We start from the raw sequence: 19146 nt of genomic DNA on the forward strand, positions 1-19146 counted from the left end.
AGCTTGCCTCGCGATCTTTTTGAAGATCAAAAGATCGCGAGGCAAGCTCGCTCCTACAAGGTCGGCTAGTTAAACCGCGCGCTTTTGCTGGTTGTCCAGACGCTTGATAGCGCGGATTTTCTGCAGGGTGTCTACGCAGGTTTTCGCCGCTTCCTGACCTTTGTGCACGAAGTGCTCGAAGAAGAACTTCTGGTGCTCTTCGCCCGCGTGGAAGTGGTGCGGGGTCAGGCTGACCGAGAACACCGGCACTTCAGTTTCCAGCTGCACTTGCATCAGGCCGCTGACCACGGACTGTGCCACGAAATCGTGACGATAAATGCCACCGTCGACCACCAGTGCGGCACCGACGATACCGGCGTAGCGGCCAGTCTTGGCCAGCAGTTTGGCGTGCAACGGGATTTCGAACGCACCGCCGACTTCAAAGAAGTCGATGTCACTTTCTTGATAGCCCTGTTCAAGCATCTCGGCCAGGAAGCCTTTACGGCTCTGATCGACGATCTCTTTGTGCCAGCTGGCCTGGATGAAAGCGACGCGTTCGTTGTGATGAATAGCGGTAGGTTGCATGTTCTGACTCCTGTTTGTGTGAAAAACAGGGCATATGAATCGAATGGGATTTAAGGGTACGTGCAGACGGGTACTCCCCCCTCTGGTAACGGCCCTTTGGCGCCAATCCCGTTCTCTCTTCATCCGGACTATGACCGTCGGCCCCGGGATCACACCGGGTCTGCTGACCTTGCCCCATCATCAGCTTAAAAGCTGTCTGATGCGCCAAGCGCTCGCGGGCTATACGCATTGCGCGTAATTACCGCCGGTGGGGAGTTACACCCCGCCCTGAGAACGTTGCCGCCCGTGTTTCAGGGCAGCGGGCATTTTGTATCACAAATGTTTCAAAGATGCATCGCTGCTTTTTGCTAATAGCCATCGTATTTTCTGATGCCTGTATAAGGCTATTCTTGCGCCACAAGGATTTCTTTGATGAGCCGACGGCCGAGGACTTTTGCATGAGTGTTATCGATCTGCGCAGCGACACCGTGACCCAACCCAGCACAGGCATGCGTGACGCCATGGCGAGCGCGCCGCTGGGCGACGATGTGTACGGTGAAGACCCGACGGTAAACAAGCTGGAGTCTGAACTGGCCTCGCGCTTGGGGTTTGCACAGGCACTGTTTGTGCCCACCGGCACCATGAGCAACTTGCTGGCGCTGATGGCGCATTGCGGGCGTGGTGACGAATACATCGTGGGGCAGCAGGCGCACACCTATAAATACGAAGGCGGCGGTGCGGCCGTGTTGGGCTCTATTCAGCCCCAGCCGCTGGAGGTTCAGGCCGACGGCTCGCTGGATTTGCAACAGGTAGCGGCGGCAATCAAGCCTGACGACTTTCACTTCGCCCGCACCCGCTTGCTGGCCCTGGAAAACACCATGCAGGGCAAGGTGCTGCCGGTCGAGTATCTGGCGCAGGCCAGCCGCTTGACCCGTGAACACGGCCTGGCGCTGCACCTGGACGGCGCGCGGCTGTACAACGCGGCGGTGAAGCTGGGGGTGGATGCGAGTGAAATTGCCCGCCATTTCGATTCGGTTTCGGTGTGTTTGTCCAAGGGCTTGGGCGCGCCGGTGGGCTCTGTGTTGTGCGGCACCGTTGAATTGATCGGCAAGGCCCGGCGCCTGCGCAAAATGGTCGGCGGCGGCATGCGCCAGGCCGGGCAGCTGGCCGCGGCGGGCTTATATGCGCTGGACCATCAAGTGGCGCGTCTGGCCGATGACCATGCCAATGCGCAACGGCTGGCCGATGGCCTGCGTGAGGCCGGTTATCGCGTTGAGCCGGTACAGACCAACATGGTTTACGTGCAAGTTGATGGGCAGGCGGCGGCACTTAAAGCCTTTGCGGGGGAGCGGGGCATCAAGCTCAGTGCGGCGCCGCGCTTGCGCATGGTCACCCACATGGACGTCAGCCGCAGCCAAATCGAGCAAACCATCGAGGTTTTCCGCGACTTTATCCGTCAATAAGCTTGCAATCTGTCCAATTGCTTGCAGCTATCGTATAAACACACTGTACCCAAGGCGAAGGGCCGATATAATGCGGCCCTTTGCGAGTCATTTGTCAATTGATGAGAATTGTTTGCCTGGGCAGGAAGGGTTCCGATCCGTCCGGCTTCTGAGCAATAGCCATCAATTGACAGCAATGATTTGCCTCTGGCCGCAGCCTCCGTGGAAGAACCTATGAAAAGCGCAGAAATCCGTGAAGCCTTCCTTCGCTTCTTCGAGGAGCAAGGTCACACCCGTGTCCCTTCGAGCTCCTTGGTCCCGAATAACGACCCAACCCTGCTGTTCACTAACGCGGGGATGAACCAGTTCAAGGACTGCTTCCTGGGTCAAGAAAAACGTGCTTACACCCGTGCAACCAGCAGCCAGAAGTGCGTGCGTGCCGGTGGTAAGAACAGCGACCTGGAAAACGTCGGTTACACCGCACGTCACCACACCTTCTTTGAAATGCTCGGCAATTTCAGCTTTGGCGATTATTTCAAGAAAGACGCGATCAACTTCGCCTGGACCTTTTTGACCGGCGTATTGAAGCTGCCTAAAGAAAAGCTCTGGGTTACGGTGTACGCCAGCGATGACGAAGCCTATGACATCTGGACCCAAGACGTGGGCGTGCCTGCCGAGCGCATGATCCGCATTGGCGACAACAAAGGCGCGCCGTACGCTTCCGATAACTTCTGGACCATGGGCGATACCGGCCCGTGCGGTCCGTGCACCGAGATTTTCTACGATCACGGCCCTGAGATCTGGGGTGGCCCACCGGGCTCGCCAGAAGAAGACGGCGACCGTTACATCGAGATCTGGAACAACGTTTTCATGCAGTTCAACCGCACCGCCGACGGCGTGTTGCATCCGTTGCCAGCGCCGTCGGTAGACACCGGCATGGGCCTGGAGCGGATCAGTGCGGTGATGCAGCACGTGAACTCCAACTACGACATCGACCTGTTCCAGAGCCTGTTGAAAGCCGCCGCCCAAGCGATCGGCTGCGCCAACGAAGGCCAGGCGTCGCTGAAGGTTGTGGCTGACCACATCCGTTCGTGCAGCTTCCTGATTGCTGATGGCGTGCTGCCTTCCAACGAAGGCCGTGGCTACGTGCTGCGTCGCATCATTCGTCGCGCTTGCCGTCACGGCAACAAGCTGGGCGCAACCGGTAACTTCTTCTACAAGATCGTCGCGGCCCTGGTGGCCGAGATGGGCGAGAGCTTCCCGGAGCTGGTGCGCGAGCAGGCCAACATCGAGCGCGTACTTAAAGCCGAAGAAGAGCAATTCTCCAAAACCCTGGAGCAGGGCCTGAAAATCCTCGAGCAGGATCTGGCTGAGCTTAAAGGCACCGTGGTGCCGGGCGACGTGGTGTTCAAGCTGTATGACACCTACGGCTTCCCGATGGACCTGACTGCCGACATCGCCCGCGAGCGCAACCTGACCGTGGACGAAGAAGGCTTCGAGCGCGAAATGGAAGCCCAGCGTGTGCGTGCACGTTCGGCCAGCTCGTTCGGTCTGGACTACAACACCCTGGTTAAAGTTGACGTGCCTACCGAGTTTATCGGCTACGGCGCGACCCACAGCTCGGCCAAAGTGATTGCCCTCTATAAAGAAGGCCAGTCGGTTACCAGCCTGAATGAAGGCGACGAGGGCGTGGTCGTACTCGACCGCACGCCTTTCTACGCAGAATCCGGTGGCCAGGTTGGCGATTGCGGTTACTTGCAAGCCGGTGCTGCGCGCTTTGATGTGCGTGACACCACCAAAACCGGCGGCGCGTTCCTGCACCACGGCGTTGTGGCTGCCGGTGGCCTGAAGGTCGGTGAAACCGTTGAAGCGCAAGTCGATGCCGACGTGCGTCACGCCACGTCGCTGAACCACTCGGCCACGCACTTGCTGCACGCCGCCTTGCGCCAGGTGCTGGGCGAGCACGTTCAGCAGAAGGGCTCGCTGGTCGACAGTCAGCGCATGCGTTTTGACTTCAGCCACTTTGAAGCCATCAAGCCTGAGCAGATCAAGGCACTGGAAGACATCGTCAACGCCGAGATTCGCAAGAACACCCCGGTTGAGACAGAAGAAACCGATATCGAAACCGCCAAGCAAAAAGGCGCCATGGCGTTGTTTGGCGAGAAATACGGCGACAGCGTGCGCGTGCTGAGCATGGGTGGCGATTTCTCGGTTGAGCTGTGCGGTGGTATCCACGCTCAGCGCACCGGCGACATCGGCCTGATGAAAATCACCAGCGAAGGCGGTGTGGCCTCGGGCGTTCGTCGTATTGAAGCGGTCACCGGCGCTGCGGCGCTGGCTTACTTGAACGCCGCCGAAGAGCAGCTCAAAGAAGCTGCAAGCCTGGTTAAAGGCTCGCGTGACAACCTGGTCGACAAACTGTCGGCCGTGCTGGAGCGTAACCGCCAGCTGGAAAAACAACTGGAACAATTGCAGGCCAAGGCCGCAAGCGCTGCGGGCGATGATCTGTCATCCTCGGCAGTCGATGTAAAAGGCGTGAACGTGTTGGCCGCCCGCCTGGACGGTCAAGATGGCAAGGCGCTGTTGGCGCTGGTAGATCAGCTGAAGAACAAGCTCGGCCGCGCAGTGATCCTGCTCGGCAGTGTTCATGAAGATAAGGTCGTACTGGTTGCAGGCGTGACCAAAGACCTGACTGGCCAACTCAAAGCCGGTGATTTGATGAAGCAGGCCGCTGCAGCAGTGGGCGGGAAGGGCGGTGGTCGTCCGGACATGGCGCAAGGCGGCGGTGTTGATGCCGCAGCCCTGGACGCCGCGCTGGCCCTGACTGTGCCATTTGTCGAGCAGGGTATCTGAGGTCCAGTACGCGCCGTCGTCTAGTGGCGGCGCGTCGTTTGAATGATAAATGGGCGCCCTTTATGGGCTGAGGCTGCTTTGAAATGGCTTTGATCGTACAAAAATTTGGAGGCACCTCGGTCGGCACTGTCGAGAGAATCGAGCAGGTCGCCGATAAAGTTAAGAAGTTTCGCGAAGCCGGCAACGACCTGGTTATTGTGCTGTCTGCGATGAGCGGCGAGACCAACCGTTTGATTGATCTGGCCAAACAGATCAGCGATCAGCCGTTGCCTCGTGAGCTGGACGTGATTGTCTCCACCGGCGAGCAAGTCACCATTGGCTTGCTGGCCATGGCGCTGAACAAGCGCGGCGTTCCAGCGGTGTCCTACACCGGTAGCCAGGTGCGCATCCTGACCGACAGTTCGCACACCAAAGCCCGCATTCTGAAAATTGACGACCAGAAAATTCGCGCCGACCTGAAGGAAGGACGCGTAGTGGTGGTTGCTGGTTTCCAGGGCGTGGATGAAAACGGCAACATTACCACCTTGGGCCGTGGTGGCTCGGACACGACCGGCGTGGCGCTGGCGGCAGCCCTGAAGGCTGACGAATGCCAGATCTACACCGATGTTGACGGCGTCTACACCACCGACCCACGGGTTGTGGCCAAGGCTCAGCGCCTGGAAAAGATCACCTTCGAAGAAATGCTGGAAATGGCCAGCCTGGGCTCCAAGGTGTTGCAGATCCGTGCCGTTGAGTTCGCCGGCAAGTACAACGTTCCGCTGCGCGTATTGCACAGCTTTAAAGAGGGTCCGGGCACCCTCATTACTATCGATGAAGAGGAATCCATGGAACAGCCGATCATTTCTGGCATCGCTTTCAACCGCGACGAAGCCAAGCTGACCATCCGTGGCGTGCCAGATACCCCGGGTGTTGCATTCAAAATCCTCGGCCCGATCAGCGCGGCCAACATTGAAGTCGACATGATCGTGCAGAACGTTGCGCACGATAACACCACCGACTTCACCTTTACCGTGCACCGCAACGACTACCAGGCCGCCTTTGAGGTCCTGGAAAACACCTCCCGCGAGATCGGTGCCCGTGAAGTGGTCGGCGATACCAACATTGCCAAGGTGTCGATTGTCGGTGTGGGCATGCGCTCGCACGCAGGCGTTGCCAGCCGCATGTTTGAATCGCTGGCCAAAGAGAACATCAACATCCTGATGATCTCGACCTCCGAGATCAAAGTGTCGGTGGTGATCGAAGAGAAGTACCTGGAGCTCGCAGTGCGTTCCCTGCACACGGCTTTTGATTTGGACGCACCTGCCCGGCAGGGCGAGTAAGCGTTGCCCAGAGGGCGCGGTGAACCCGCGCCCTTTGTTTTTTTGATGGATGTGGCACAGGGCTTTATCTTTTGCCATGTTGGTCAATACTAAGGGCGCAGGGTTTTGTCGCTATATAGCCGCAAGCCCAAGCCCTTTTTTTTTGCAGACTGTTGTCCCTGAATGTAAGTGTGAGGAGAAACGTATGCTGATTCTGACTCGCCGGTGCGCAGAAAGCCTGATCATAGGCGATGGTGAAATTACTGTGACCGTGCTCGGCGTCAAAGGAAACCAAGTGCGAATTGGTGTGAATGCGCCCAAGGAAGTGGCCGTGCACCGCGAGGAAATCTACCTGCGGATCAAGAAAGAAAAGGACGAGGAACCAAGTCTTTAATTTTATTTAAGTTTTTAGTTGCATACGGGGAAAAGGCTGGTTATTATACGCCCCGTGTTGCGGAGAGGTGGCCGAGTGGCCGAAGGCGCTCCCCTGCTAAGGGAGTACATCTCAAAAGGGTGTCGGGGGTTCGAATCCCCCCTTCTCCGCCATTATTCATGTAGCACGTTAGAATCTAGCCACTTCAGTAAGTTGTTGAATTTATTGAAAAAAACACTTGGCAGAGAGATTCAACGGTCTATAATACGCAGCTTCAAATGCACTCGTAGCTCAGCTGGATAGAGTACTCGGCTACGAACCGAGCGGTCACAGGTTCGAATCCTGTCGAGTGCACCATTTAAGAGTTAGTTGCTTCGGTAGTTAACTTTGCTTCAACCAGGGTGGGCTGGTCTAACAAACACAACTTGCACTCGTAGCTCAGCTGGATAGAGTACTCGGCTACGAACCGAGCGGTCACAGGTTCGAATCCTGTCGAGTGCACCATTTATAAGTTAGTTGCTCCGGTAGTTAACTTTGCTTCAACCAGGGTGGTCTGGTTTAACAAACACAACTTGCACTCGTAGCTCAGCTGGATAGAGTACTCGGCTACGAACCGAGCGGTCACAGGTTCGAATCCTGTCGAGTGCACCATACACCAAGAAGCCCGCATTTTATGCGGGCTTTTTGCTGTCTGCGATTTATGAAATGTCGAATCGCTCCGGCAAGCAGCCTTTTTTGTCACGTCCCCGACTTATCTTCTGTTTATCGTGAACCCGCCCCCAGGAATTAACCGAGCCGGGCGATGTCTGTCTGTAGGAGCTCGCCTCGCGATCTGTTGATCTTCTAAAAATTGCCAGACCGCACGAAGATTCATAAAAAAGGTGTGCTCTGCCAAGCGCTTTTAGCGTCGCAGATTCAGCGGTCCAGACGCAGCCGTAAACGTTTGTTATCTCCACAGATTTATAGCGTCATTAATTTTTAAGCCGTGTATGATTGCGCCCGTCAGCCCCGCCGGGGCTTGTGGAATACCTCCATGGACTTACCCAGTAGTAACTCAGCATCCCGTTTTTCCAATCATGAATTGACTGATTGATCCTTCCGGCGTGCCCTGCTGCTGGGAGTGGAGTTCGCCTATGACCGAAGTTGAAGTAAAGAAAGCACAAGACAGCCTCCAAAGCCGCCTGGCTCAAGTGATTGAGCTGCTCAACCGCCAGCGCGTGGTTGAGGGCCTGACGCACCGTCAGGAAGGCCAGCACCAGGATCGCGTCGAGACCCTGGTTCATCGCCAAAACCTTGTTGAACTCCAGCGCAAGCTGGAAGACCTGCACTCCGCAGACGTTGCCTACATTCTGGAAGCCTTGCCCCTGGACGATCGTCTGACCGTCTGGCAGTTGGTCAAGGCTGACCGTGATGGCGACATCCTGCTTGAAGTGTCTGACTCTGTGCGTGAAACCCTGATCGCCGACATGGACGATCACGAGCTCCTGGCCGCCGCCAAGGAGATGGACGCCGACGAACTTGCTGACCTGGCCCCTGAGCTGCCGCGAGACGTCATCCATGAGCTGATGGAAACCCTCGATGCGCAACAGCGTGAGCGCGTTCGCTCTGCGTTGTCCTATAACGAGGACCAGGTCGGCGCCCTGATGGACTTCGAGATGGTGACGATCCGCGAAGACGTCAGCCTTGAAGTCGTCTTGCGTTACCTGCGTCGCCTCAAAGAATTGCCTGGCCACACCGACAAACTGTTTGTGGTCGATTACGACGGCGTGCTCAAGGGCGTGCTGCCGATCAAACGTCTGCTGGTCAACGACCCTGAAAAACAAGTGGCTGACGTCATGGCCACCGACACGGTGAGTTTTCATCCGGACGAAGACGCCTACGATGCCGCTCAGGCGTTTGAGCGTTATGACTTGATCTCGGCGCCGGTGGTCGACAAAAACGGCAAACTGATTGGCCGTTTGACCATCGACGAAATGGTCGACTTGATCCGTGAGGAAAGTGAAAGCGAAGTCCTCAACATGGCCGGTCTGCGCGAAGAAGAAGACATCTTCGCTTCGGTGTGGAAATCTCTGCGTAACCGCTGGGCCTGGCTGGCGATCAACCTGATCACCGCCTTTATTGCTTCACGAGTGATCGGCCTGTTTGAAGGCTCGATTGAAAAACTGGTGGCCCTGGCAGCCCTGATGCCCATCGTGGCTGGTATCGGCGGTAACTCCGGTAACCAGACCATCACCATGATCGTGCGCGCCATGGCGCTGGACCAGGTGAACACCGGCAGCACCAAGCGCCTCATGCGCAAAGAGCTGGCCGTGGCCTTGATCAACGGCGTGGTGTGGGGCGGGGTGATCGGTGTGGTCGCCTACCTGCTATACGGCAGCTGGTCGCTGGGGGTGGTGATGACAGCCGCCATGACGCTCAACTTGCTGCTAGCGGCGCTCATGGGCGTGTTGATCCCCATGACACTGGCCCGCTTCGGGCGTGACCCGGCCATGGGTGCGAGTGTAATGATCACCGCCATGACCGACAGCGGCGGGTTCTTTATCTTCCTGGGGCTGGCAACGTTGTTCTTGCTCTGACCAAAAAAGGCCTGACCGGCAACTAGCCCGTCAGGCCTTTTTATTGGCGCCTGAACAGCGCCCATAAAAAAGCCAGCAGAGCGCTGGCTTTTTTGTTGCCTGGGTTAAATCAAGACGCGTCGGATGTGGCTTCAACATCGTGAGCAATCAAGGAAACCAAAGCGTTTTGTTGGCGGTGAGACAGTTGGCGGAAGCGTTGCAGCAACTCGCGTTCGTTCAGGGAAAGCTCAGGGCTGTCCAGACGCAGGCTAGGTTCATCACCCAGTGCGCCTTCCTGAATGAGGCTTTGCTCAAGGCGAGCAATAATCTCGGAGTTCATGCTGCGGTGGTGATTGCGAGCCACTTCGGCAATGCGTTCACGCATTCCGTCTGGCAGGCGAACGACGAACTTGTCAGCCGTACGGCTTGAGTAAATTGCCTGTTTCAATGGGCGCATTATAGTTAACCGGTTAGTTCAGGGGAGCGGTTCTCGGAAATTGGCCGCAAGCTATGGTTTCAGACCAGGCTTGTGGCCAAATGTTCAACCTGAATTGCAAAGAGGCGCGCATCATGCCTCATATCTGCCACTTCCCTGGCGTCAATTCTGTGACAAATATTGAACGGGATAAAGGCTATAAGCCAGCACCTATTGTCAAAAATGTGCGTTGTCCTACGTAGTTTACAGGCTATCGGCTTTTCTAAAAGGAACCATTATGTGTAAAGGCCATCATTGACTGACTTGAATGCTTCTTAGCAGCCCCCATCTTGTTGCCTCCTCACCCTGTGCGGGTGAACCCAGCCTTACGCAGCCGCGTCCCGGAGATCCACCGAGTGCCAGGTAAATTGATCTATTTGATGGGGCCTTCAGGCTCAGGCAAAGACAGCCTGATCGAAGCTGCACGCCCTGATTTGGCGGCGCGCGGGTGTGAAGTGATCCAGCGGGTGATCACCCGTTCGGCAGAGTCGGCAGGTGAAGAGGCGATTGGCGTTAGCCGCGAAGCGTTCCAGGCACTCAAGGCCAGCGGCGCCTTTGCTCTGGACTGGCAAGCCAATGGTCTGGAATACGGCATACCCGTGCAGCTGGATCACTGGCTGTCGGCCGGGCGCCACGTGCTGGTCAACGGATCGAGAGGGCACCTCAAACAGGCCCGCGAACGCTACCCGAACTTGCTGGCGATTATGTTGCGGGTTGATACCGACGTCTTGCGTCAGCGCTTGCTAGCCCGTGGCCGAGAAACCCCGGCAGAAATAAACGCCCGCTTGGCGCGCAATGAACTCTTTTTGGAGTCTGTAGAAGCGTTGGTCGCTGACCGTGTGCACCTGCTGGATAACTCGGCCGCCTTGCAGATTGGCGTTCAGCGCTTGCTCGCGCTCATAGATGCCGCCATCGCGACGCCTCAGCGCAACTGAGGGTCAAACTTGAAGCGGCGCCCCAGTGCGCGGGCCACCAGCCAGCCAGCAAAAAACACGGTGGCGGCAATCAACGGCGTATTCCCCAACTCGTCCTGAGAGAACAGACCCAGAGCTAGGCTCAGCAGGGCGAGCATCAACAAGCCGAAAGCAATTTTGGACATGGATTAGACATCTCTTTTTTCAGAAAACCCAGCGATCGCCCTGGGTGTTCTCGAAGGCGGCAGGGGTGGTTGAGCGCTCGGTGGCCAAATGCGGGGTAACGTGGCTGTTACCCATCATCACGGCCCGTTGTGGTATCGGCGTATGAGGTTTGCTGTACGTGCCGGCCACATCCATACCGGGCTCGGCGGCAACCGGGTCGGCGTAAAAGTGAAAGCCAGTCAAAACCGCCAGGGCAAGAACATTCAACAAGAAAAGGGTTCTGTTCATGGTCATGGCGGTCATCTCTTAGAATTAGGTGATGCCATGAATAGAGCAGGCATCATGCCAACTCTTTTTGTTTATAAAATCCTTATAAATCAATGGTTTGATGTGTTTTGTGAGGACCGATCAATTGCAAATTGCAATGATGGCTTTTTGGTGCAATGCAAAATGCACGATGCTGGAAAACCAGGCGGGGAAGTGATTAAAAACCTGACGCAAACGCTCTCGCGGCGTTGGATTCAACGCAAGGGGTTAATGGCCAATTATCTTCAGCATCCCCCAATCAGTTCCCTCTCCTGCGGGAGAGGGCTAGGGTGAGGGGCTTTTGCTCTAAAAATCTAACCTAAAACTACCGCATAAACTTCGCCGCCCACCCCGAAATCACCTTGGGGCGCGGCTGCGCATACGTGCGCACCTTGGACGTCGACAACCCAAGGCGCACCAGCGACTCAGCAACCGTCACCGCCGCGCTCACGCCGTCAATCACCGGCACCCCGGTGCGCTGACGAATCTGCTCATCCAGCCCGGCCATACCGCCGCAGCCCAGGCAAATCACCTCAGCACGGTCCTCACTCACCGCCAGCTCGGCCTGGCGCACAATGGCCTCCAGTGCGCGCTCGGGGGACTCCTCCAGCTCCAGCACCGCCAGGCCGCTGGCCCGCACCGACGCACAGCGATCCCACAACCCCGACAGGCGCAGGCGATCTTCAATCAACGGCACCGTGCGATCCAGCGTGGTCACCACCGAATACGCGCGGCCCACATACATCGCCGTGCTGGCCGCCGCATCGGTAATGTCCACCACCGGCACGTTGAGCAACTCCTGCAAACCTTCGCGCCCGTGCTCGCCATAACCGGCCTGAATCACCGCATCAAACGGCTGGTCGTAGGACATGACCTTGTCCATCACCGCAATGGCGGCCAGATAACTCTCAAAATTGCCTTCAACCGAATCAGCCCCAAAATCCGGGGTCAGCCCGATAATCTCAGTCCCGGGCGCCGCGGCCGCCTGCGCTTGTCGCGCAATGGCCTGGGTGATGCTGTCAGTCGTATTGACGTTGACCACGAGAATTCGCATGCAAGCTCCTGCAACAAAAAAGTAAAAACACGGCCCGCCATCCGCGGGCCGCACAACACTCAGTGGCTGACGTTATCAACCGCAATCGACTCGCCGCTGACGCTGGCGTAATGCGCCTGGCGCTTGGCAAAAATCAGATACAACAGCGCCGCGATGCCCGCACCAATCAACCAGGAGAACGGCGACACCTCATGAAACCCCGGTACCAGCGCCAGCACGATGGCGATCAGCGCCGCCGGAATAAAGGCCGCTACGGCGCGCATATTGACCCCGCGTGAGTAAAAATAAGCGCCACGTGGGTCTTCGCTGTACAGCGCGGGCACATCGATCTGGCCTTTTCGCAGCAGCCAGTAATCGACCATGATCACCCCATAAAGCGGGCCGAGCAGGGCGCCCAGGCCCGACAGAAAGTACACAATCACCAACGGGCTGTTGTAGAGGTTCCACGGCAGAATCAGCACCGCAATGGTGGCGCTGATCATCCCGGCGCGGCGAAACGTCAAATGGCGGGGCGCCAGGTTGCTCAGCACAAACGCCGGGGCGACAAAGTTGGCCATGATATTCACCGCCACCGTCACAATCAGAAACGCCAGGCAGCCCAACACCAGGAAAAACGTATTCGGGATGGACGCGATAATTTGCGTCGGGCTTTCGATAATTTGCCCATTGATTTGAAACTGCGCGCCGCACAGCAGCACGGTGATCCCGGCGAACACCAGAATATTCACCGGCAGGCCCCAGAAGTTACCGACCTTGATGGTTTTGCAGCACGGCGAAGAGCGGGAAAAGTCGCTGAAATTCAAAATCAACGTGCCATAAATCGCCAGCCACAACGCCCCGCCAGCAAACACATTGCGCCACACCTCGGCGGTGCTCAGCGGCACCCGGTTAGACCAGGCGATGGTGCCGTTGGCTTGAAAATACATCCACGCCGCCAGGCTGATCACCGTCAGCAAAATCACCGGCCCGGCAAACGCCTCATAACGGCGCACCATCTCCATGCCATACGCCAGGATGGCCAGTTGCACCAGCCAGATCGCCACAAAACACACCCAACCCAGGCTCGACAGCCCCAGGATCGAGTCATGGTCATACGCCGCAAAGCCGGGGTGCACCGCCACCAGCAGCACGCGCAGTACCACCGACGCCAAATACGTCTGAATCCCGAACCAGGCAATCGCGATAACTGCACGAATCAACGCGGGAATCTGCGCCCCATGCACACCGAAACTGATACGGCTGATCACCGGAAACGGCACCCCGGTGCGCTGGCCCATATAGCCGGACAGGTTCATGAACATAAACACCAGCCCTGCGCCGATGCCCAGTGAGAGCAGAATCTGCCAACCATTCAGCCCCAGTGCATACAAACCGATGGCGAACGAGTAATTGGCAATGTTGTGCACATCATTGGTCCACAGCGCAAAAATGCTGTAACGCCCCCAGCGCCGACCTTCAGTTTTGGTCGGTGCCAGATCGTTGTTATGCAGGCGTGGGCTAATCGCCAGCGTGGTAGACGAACTGTCCGCCAGCGGTTGCGGGGTAGAAACGGAAGAGGGTAAATCCAGAGCGATAGTGCTGGAGAGTCTTGTGCGCATTCTGGGCAAGCTCCTGACCCCATACCTGCGTCATGACAGGGTGGAATCACTGGTGATGAAGTCCGCGTTATGCCTGCAGTTAGGGTGCAAGCTACTAAACAACGTGTACTTAATTTCGTACGTATTTGTATACAAGTGTCGTTTAGCTCAAAGCGATATTCATGCCAGCCAACCGCGCCGCGGCAGCGTTCGTGTACTCAGAAACTTCGAATATTTCTGTAACAGTTTGAAAAATAAGATTAATTTAAAAAGTATAAAAAAGCGTGAAATGCGTAAGGCAGGAAAAATCAACAAACGCCCAAAAGTGTGCGCCCCAAAAAGGCTGTTACTTTTTGATGCACGCCCCCCGCGTCGCACCCAATGAGTGCACCGTTATGTGACAACCTGTATACGATTTTTAACTGTAGGAGCGAGCTTGCCTCGCGAGCTCTTAATCTTGAAAACCGTGCCTGCTTGCACCCAGGCACGTACTGCTCTAGTGCGTCGTCAAACCATCCAGCGACTTATCGACATACGCCTTGGCCAGCTCCACCAAGTGCATGCTCGACAACACCAAACTGCGTGCATGGCCGCTCAAACCATTCCCCGCCTCACTCGCCGAAGCGCCCGCGCAGCGCAACAAGTCTGACGCCTGGGCCAAAGCCGCTTCTAAATTGACACTGTCGGGGATGACATACGTGGCCTGATCCACGTGTCGTGGAGGCTTAGGGTCGAGCAAATAAAAATCCAGTGCACGCTCAGCGGCGGCACGGTCCAACGACACATCACTGCACTGAGCAGCCTCGTGCAAGGGGAGGGTAGGTGGATCGGGAACAATCTTCTTCATGGCACAACTCCAATTTCATTAAAGGAGCTGTCACATATCGCTACTAAACGAGAGGTGGCAGCCGTGCGCAGGTTAGTAGACCGGTGAACTTGGCAAAACCGGCGCGCTCGAAGGCGCCCTGCGCACGGCCACCATAAAACGCAGGCCGTAAAAAAGCGCCTCGCTGAGGTGGCGCCTTGCGCCAAATTCACATCGTAGGGCTACTAAACCCGACCGCTGAAAGACAGCGATGGGCCGAGACTATTCCCCGGACTGAACAGGCGCAAGCGAATGGGATTTTCTCGGAAGTTTCACCAGATGGAAAGCGAAGCGTCGTACGAAAAGCCTTATTTTGCGCCAACCCCCGCCACCATCCCCAATCAAACGGTAGGAGCGAGCTTGCCTCGCGATCTTTTGATTCCCCGCAAAAATCCCGCCAACCCAACCACCTCGTAGTCGCTGGCTCGCGCAGCGAGGCTGCGAGACCCAACCACCCACCCACCACCCTGTAGCGCACCCCCCCACACGCAAAAAGCCAACGGACGACATGACAAACAAAGGCATGCCCGTTAACATGCACGCCGTCCTCTGCGTCACGCCATCAGCGTGTGGCGCAAACGTTTGTCTCAGTAGCTCAATTGGATAGAGCATCCCCCTCCTAAGGGGAAGGTTGCAGGTTCGAACCCCGCCTGGGACACCACCACATTCAGTTGGTTAGCTATATTTCCTGATAGACCCTCGAATGGGTTTCTCTCAAGCCCCCACTTCTCTGATCCCCAAGGTCGGATTTTGCCCACGCGCTTCGTAAAAGTGATGGATGTTGCTTGTGGCTCGCGAATAACTACTAATAACCCAAAGCGGGCAGTTAAGCTGAAACCGCCACTGTGCGTGCCGGATACAAGCGTATTGCTCGATGCGTTTTACCCCTCCAGAAAATCCTGAAAAAGGGCGACGAACATGGATGTGGAATTGGCTCATAAGATTGAGGCCGCAGAATGCGAGTATTTACGTTCGCGCGTTGAGAATCTGGCAGATGTCAGCGGCAATCCATATGGTGCACGTGTTTTTTTCAACGAAGACTATCCGTGCTTTCAAGTAAAAGCATCGCCTAGCCCGATGTTCAACCGCATCTACGGTGACATCTCCAGCGCCCCTCTGGCAGTGTTGAAATTGCTCAATGAGTCAGCGGAGCGATCGGCTGTCACCCCTCTTTTCGGAAAATCTTCGTCGCTGGAGCAATACGCCATTTTGGGCGAGGAACGGCTTGAGCGTTTGAGGGGCTGGACTCACCTGCAATTAGCGTGTGCTATTGAAAACGTGATTTTGAGTTATCACTCATTCGAAATTGAAGAGGTCACGCCGAAGACTCTGGCTCTATTCGCAGAAGTGCACGCGGCTGGCTTTCATACCAAGCCGGAGCATCGGCTGCTGAATCAGGCTTCCTTTGCAGGGCAGAGGCCTGATGGACGTCTGAAAATCTATGTCTTGAAAGCGCAGGGAGTGGTGGTAGCAGGGGCTTCGATGTACTTGGCCAGCAATGGTGTTGCTTACCTTGGAACGGCGGCAACTCGAAAAGATGCTCGGGGCTACGGCTACCACGCAGCGCTGATTTCTCACCGAATAGAGCAAGCAAAGAAACATGGCGGTCAATGGGTGGCTGCGACCGCGCTGGCCAGCTCCCAAAGCCGCCGAAATCTGGAGCGTGCCGGGTTCACGGCATCCCATGCCCAAGCACTGTACCGTCTGGCGGATCTCTGAGATGAACGGCTGAGAGGGAGCGTCTGCTTCTGGCCGATAACAACCAGTCACAAAGGGCTGCTGTCGGCCAGAAGCGGACTTTAAACAAACACCGTTTAAGCCCAGACGCTTAATTCGATCTCAGTATCATCACTTCAAATTACTTTGGAAAAAGCTCGCCAGCTTGTCAAAAGGAATGAGGTCGACACGATCATAAAGGTCAACATGGCCTGCGCCAGGAATGATAACGAGCTCCTTGGGCTGGCCAGCAAGCTTGTAAGCTTCTTCGCTGAACTCTCTTGAGTGCGCGTTGGCTCCGGTAATGAACAGCATCGGACGAGGTGAAATCGTCTCAATGTCATTGAAAGGGTAGAAGTTCATGAACTTGATATTGCTAGTAAGCGTCGGGTGCGTGGTCAGCTCTTTGGACGAACTGGCTGGCGTGTATTCGCCCCGTGGCGTGCGATAGAAATCATAGAATTCTCGCTGGATCGGGTGCGTATTTTCGTCCAGTTGGTGCACTGTGCCGCTGGTGTAGAGTGTTTCACCACCCGTGAACTCTACATACCGCTGCTGTGCGGCATGCGCGATGGTCTCTTTGCGTTGCTCAAGCGTCTGCCCATGCTTCAAGCCATTACGATTGGCGGCGCCCATGTCATACATGCTGACCGTTGCGATGGCTTTCATGCGTGGGTCGATCTTGGCCGCGCTGATAACAAAGCTGCCGCTCCCGCAGATGCCGAGTGCGCCTATCCGCTCTTTATCGATAAAAGGCCGGGTGCCAAGAAAATCCACCGCAGCACTGAAGTCTTCGGCATAAATATCCGGCGAAACTGCATTGCGTGGCAGCCCCTCGCTTTCGCCCCAGAATGACAGATCCAGAGACAGTGTCACAAAGCCCTTTTCTGCCAGTTTCGTGGCATACAGATTAGCGCTTTGTTCCTTGACCGCGCCCATCGGGTGACCAACAACAATCGCAGGACTTTTGGTGTTGGCGTCGAGGTTTTTGGGGATAAAAAGATTACCTGACACGTTCATTTGGTACTGATTTTTGAAGGTCACCTTCTGTACTGTCACTTTGTCGCTGGTATAGAAATTATCCGCGTCGTTGGACATATCGGCTCCTATTGCTGAGAGTGAACTGACAAGAAGCGTTAGTAAAACAATGAGTTTTTTCATTGGTAGCCTTATCGATGCAGGGTAGTCAGTTTTGAGAGATGGTCACTCTCACGGCATGTCGGCCCAGCACTTGTGCAAGGTTCCCGTTTTCGTCCACATGCCCAAGGCGTGTGTATGCGTATGTCGATTCAAAGGTCGAATAGAAAATAACCAGGGTGTCATTGCCATACAGCATCAGATCACCTGCGTGGATCGTTCCCGGCTTGATCGCATTGGAGGGCAAGGCTCCAGGAAGGCTGGCGTATTTTTCATTGCTGTTGAGATCGCTCATCTCCAGCGTCAGTGGCAGGAGCGTGGCAAACGTACGAGCGGCTGCGTTGTCGGCCAAGGTGATGGCGAAGCGTTGTTCGCCGACTGTCATCCACATGCGAGATTTCTCCGTGATCGAAGACGCCGACGCGGCATCATTGGTTAGGTTGTAACTGCCCAGCACGAGTGTTGAATACAGCACGCCAGGCCAACGAAATGGCCGCTTGCTCCTGCCTTCGCGCTGCTCGGCATGTGCGGCGCAGTGAATGCTCCCGGTCATAACCTGTCTCCTGGATCGTTGCGGGGTTCAAGCAGTTCGAGAGGGGGGCGCGTGTGACGTTAGTACGGTTACCGCTGCACCCAGCAGCAGCACGATTGCACTAGCGACAAACGTGCTCTGATAGCCGTGACTATCGAACAGCATTCCACCCACGGTTGAGCCCAGAGCAATGGACAGTTGAATCACGGCCACCATCAGGCCGCCGCCAGCCTCGGCATTATTCGGCATGGCCTGTGCGATCCAACTCCACCAGCCCACTGGGGCCGCAGTCGCCAACAGCCCCCATAAGCCCAGCAGTGCAGCAACCACGATGATCGAGTGGCTAAAAGGGATCAGTGCCAGAGCGATCAAGGCCATCAAGACCGGAATGACTATTAATGTGTGAAACAGGCTGCGCGTCAGAAATCGGCCGATAATCAGGGTCCCGATAAAGCCTGCCGCACCGATCACCAGCAAGATCAACGACAACGTGTACACATCGACGCGCGTTACCGTTTCAAGGAAGGGCCGCAGGTAGGTAAATAGCGCAAACTGCCCCATGAAGAACGCCCCGCAACCGACCATGCCCAGCGCTACTGATCGATTTTTGAACAGTTTGAACACATTTCCGGAGTCTGGTTTGCGCGGTTCCACCGGCATGGGCGGCAGGCTGATGAGCATCCAGACGAGAGCAATCAATGCGACGGGCACCACACAGAAAAAAGCCCCGCGCCAGCCAATAATGGAGCCCAGATAACTGCCCAGCGGTGCGGCAACTACGGTAGCCAGCGCGTTACCGCCATTGAAGATGGCCAACGCTTTCGGCACTTGCGGGGCGGGTACCAAGCGCATGGCCGTCGCCGCGGACATCGCCCAGAAACCGCCAATGACCACACCGATGAGCGCACGGCCGACCATGTAAGTTTGATAGTCGGGTGCCAGCCCGACGATCAAGCCCGAGATAGCCATCAACCCGGCCAATGCCAACAGCAGCAGCTTGCGATCGAGGGTTCTGGCAAGCCACGAGATCGACAGGCTGGTCGGCACGGCAAATGCTCCGGAAATCGCAATGCCTTGCCCGGCCATTCCTTCGCTAACCTGAAGATCAACGGCCATCGGCGTCAGCAGGCTGACAGGCATGAACTCAGAAGCAATCAGGGCGAAAACACACAGCGTCATTGCAAAGACACCGCTCCAGTAGGCAGGAGCCTCGTTGCTGGTTGAAACGGTGGCCATCGGGGCCTTGCGGTTAATCGTATTCATACCGGTAATGGTGACGAACGAATACTCACGCGACTAGCTAATGAATACTTAACAAGGCTATAAGGTCAGCTAATTAAT

At 56.3% G+C, this 19146-nt stretch carries 18 protein-coding genes, 5 tRNA genes and 1 riboswitch; of the genes, 13 read left to right on the forward strand and 10 right to left on the reverse strand.

Translation table 11 applies throughout. The features are described from left to right. Positions 1-69: 69 nt before the first annotated feature. A complete protein-coding gene (locus QMX84_RS14075) occupies positions 70-564 on the reverse strand; it encodes a 6,7-dimethyl-8-ribityllumazine synthase (protein ID WP_282364057.1) in 495 nt (164 codons plus the stop codon). 106 nt (positions 565-670) lie between these two features. After that, a riboswitch (FMN riboswitch) is annotated at positions 671-843 on the reverse strand. Positions 844-1001: 158 nt separating this feature from the next. On the opposite strand from QMX84_RS14075, the gene ltaE reads away from it, so the two are divergent. The 9 genes from ltaE to mgtE all read left to right on the forward strand — a co-directional run bounded on the left by ltaE (position 1002) and on the right by mgtE (position 9085). Next, complete coding sequence (ltaE, locus tag QMX84_RS14080; RefSeq protein ID WP_048367864.1) at positions 1002-2006, forward strand: low-specificity L-threonine aldolase; 1005 nt, start codon at positions 1002-1004, stop codon at positions 2004-2006. A 213-nt stretch (positions 2007-2219) separates the two neighbouring features. After that, a complete protein-coding gene (alaS, locus tag QMX84_RS14085) occupies positions 2220-4838 on the forward strand; it encodes an alanine--tRNA ligase (protein ID WP_282364058.1) in 2619 nt (872 codons plus the stop codon). Between the two features lie 83 nt (positions 4839-4921). Then, positions 4922-6157 (forward strand): aspartate kinase, encoded by a 1236-nt coding sequence (locus QMX84_RS14090; protein WP_048367860.1) that lies wholly within the window; start codon positions 4922-4924, stop codon positions 6155-6157. 184 nt (positions 6158-6341) lie between these two features. Next, positions 6342-6530 carry a carbon storage regulator CsrA gene (gene csrA, locus QMX84_RS14095; protein ID WP_003175645.1) on the forward strand — a complete coding sequence of 63 codons (189 nt, stop codon included), beginning with the start codon at positions 6342-6344 and terminating at the stop codon, positions 6528-6530. A 61-nt stretch (positions 6531-6591) separates the two neighbouring features. After that, positions 6592-6682, forward strand: a tRNA-Ser gene (locus tag QMX84_RS14100). A 107-nt stretch (positions 6683-6789) separates the two neighbouring features. Continuing rightward, a tRNA-Arg gene (locus QMX84_RS14105) sits at positions 6790-6866 on the forward strand. A 70-nt stretch (positions 6867-6936) separates the two neighbouring features. Beyond that, positions 6937-7013: transfer RNA gene (locus QMX84_RS14110), tRNA-Arg, on the forward strand. A gap of 70 nt (positions 7014-7083) precedes the next feature. After that, positions 7084-7160 (forward strand) — tRNA-Arg (locus QMX84_RS14115). 482 nt (positions 7161-7642) lie between these two features. Next, positions 7643-9085 carry a magnesium transporter gene (mgtE, locus tag QMX84_RS14120; protein ID WP_282364059.1) on the forward strand — a complete coding sequence of 481 codons (1443 nt, stop codon included), beginning with the start codon at positions 7643-7645 and terminating at the stop codon, positions 9083-9085. Between the two features lie 109 nt (positions 9086-9194). Here mgtE and QMX84_RS14125 read toward each other — a convergent pair whose 3' ends face one another. Next, on the reverse strand, positions 9195-9521 hold the full coding sequence (locus QMX84_RS14125) for an Arc family DNA-binding protein (protein ID WP_048367856.1): 327 nt from the start codon (positions 9519-9521) through the stop codon (positions 9195-9197). A gap of 374 nt (positions 9522-9895) precedes the next feature. Between QMX84_RS14125 and phnN the strand changes: the two genes are divergently transcribed. After that, complete coding sequence (gene phnN, locus QMX84_RS14130) at positions 9896-10474, forward strand: phosphonate metabolism protein/1,5-bisphosphokinase (PRPP-forming) PhnN (RefSeq protein ID WP_282364060.1); 579 nt, start codon at positions 9896-9898, stop codon at positions 10472-10474. On the opposite strand, the gene QMX84_RS14135 is transcribed toward phnN, so the two are convergent. Both QMX84_RS14135 and QMX84_RS14140 read right to left on the reverse strand, forming a co-directional pair. After that, positions 10462-10638, reverse strand: a complete 177-nt coding sequence (locus QMX84_RS14135) for a PA3371 family protein (RefSeq protein ID WP_173430620.1) — start codon at positions 10636-10638, stop codon at positions 10462-10464. The genes phnN and QMX84_RS14135 overlap by 13 nt on opposite strands. Before the next feature lie 19 nt (positions 10639-10657). Beyond that, positions 10658-10906 carry a hypothetical protein gene (locus QMX84_RS14140; protein WP_282364061.1) on the reverse strand — a complete coding sequence of 83 codons (249 nt, stop codon included), beginning with the start codon at positions 10904-10906 and terminating at the stop codon, positions 10658-10660. A gap of 36 nt (positions 10907-10942) precedes the next feature. Here QMX84_RS14140 and QMX84_RS14145 point away from each other — a divergent pair, with 36 nt between their 5' ends. After that, on the forward strand, positions 10943-11218 hold the full coding sequence (locus QMX84_RS14145; protein ID WP_282364062.1) for a hypothetical protein: 276 nt from the start codon (positions 10943-10945) through the stop codon (positions 11216-11218). Between the two features lie 31 nt (positions 11219-11249). On the opposite strand, the gene QMX84_RS14150 is transcribed toward QMX84_RS14145, so the two are convergent. The 3 genes from QMX84_RS14150 to QMX84_RS14160 form a co-directional block, all read right to left on the reverse strand. Beyond that, on the reverse strand, positions 11250-11978 hold the full coding sequence (locus tag QMX84_RS14150; RefSeq protein ID WP_048367851.1) for an aspartate/glutamate racemase family protein: 729 nt from the start codon (positions 11976-11978) through the stop codon (positions 11250-11252). Between the two features lie 59 nt (positions 11979-12037). Continuing rightward, entirely contained in the window at positions 12038-13576 is a 1539-nt protein-coding gene (locus QMX84_RS14155; RefSeq protein ID WP_282364063.1) for an NCS1 family nucleobase:cation symporter-1, read from the reverse strand. 475 nt (positions 13577-14051) lie between these two features. Continuing rightward, the gene (locus QMX84_RS14160; RefSeq protein ID WP_153376044.1) at positions 14052-14402 is read right to left on the reverse strand and encodes a DUF3077 domain-containing protein; all 351 of its coding nucleotides are present in this window, start codon (positions 14400-14402) and stop codon (positions 14052-14054) included. 602 nt (positions 14403-15004) lie between these two features. Here QMX84_RS14160 and QMX84_RS14165 point away from each other — a divergent pair. Continuing rightward, positions 15005-15081, forward strand: a tRNA-Arg gene (locus tag QMX84_RS14165). Positions 15082-15338: 257 nt separating this feature from the next. Continuing rightward, on the forward strand, positions 15339-16139 hold the full coding sequence (locus QMX84_RS14170; RefSeq protein ID WP_282364064.1) for a GNAT family N-acetyltransferase: 801 nt from the start codon (positions 15339-15341) through the stop codon (positions 16137-16139). 129 nt (positions 16140-16268) lie between these two features. On the opposite strand, the gene QMX84_RS14175 is transcribed toward QMX84_RS14170, so the two are convergent. From QMX84_RS14175 to QMX84_RS14185, 3 genes are read right to left on the reverse strand one after another with little or no spacing between them, the layout of a single operon-like run. Continuing rightward, a complete protein-coding gene (locus QMX84_RS14175) occupies positions 16269-17297 on the reverse strand; it encodes an alpha/beta hydrolase (RefSeq protein WP_282364065.1) in 1029 nt (342 codons plus the stop codon). A gap of 25 nt (positions 17298-17322) precedes the next feature. Then, the gene (locus QMX84_RS14180) at positions 17323-17826 is read right to left on the reverse strand and encodes a cyclophilin-like fold protein (protein WP_282364066.1); all 504 of its coding nucleotides are present in this window, start codon (positions 17824-17826) and stop codon (positions 17323-17325) included. Positions 17827-17853: 27 nt separating this feature from the next. Then, on the reverse strand, positions 17854-19041 hold the full coding sequence (locus tag QMX84_RS14185; protein WP_282364088.1) for an MFS transporter: 1188 nt from the start codon (positions 19039-19041) through the stop codon (positions 17854-17856). Positions 19042-19146 lie beyond the last annotated feature (105 nt).

The sequence above is a fragment of the Pseudomonas sp. PS01297 genome (assembly GCF_029959305.1).
GTDB lineage: Bacteria > Pseudomonadota > Gammaproteobacteria > Pseudomonadales > Pseudomonadaceae > Aquipseudomonas > Aquipseudomonas helleri.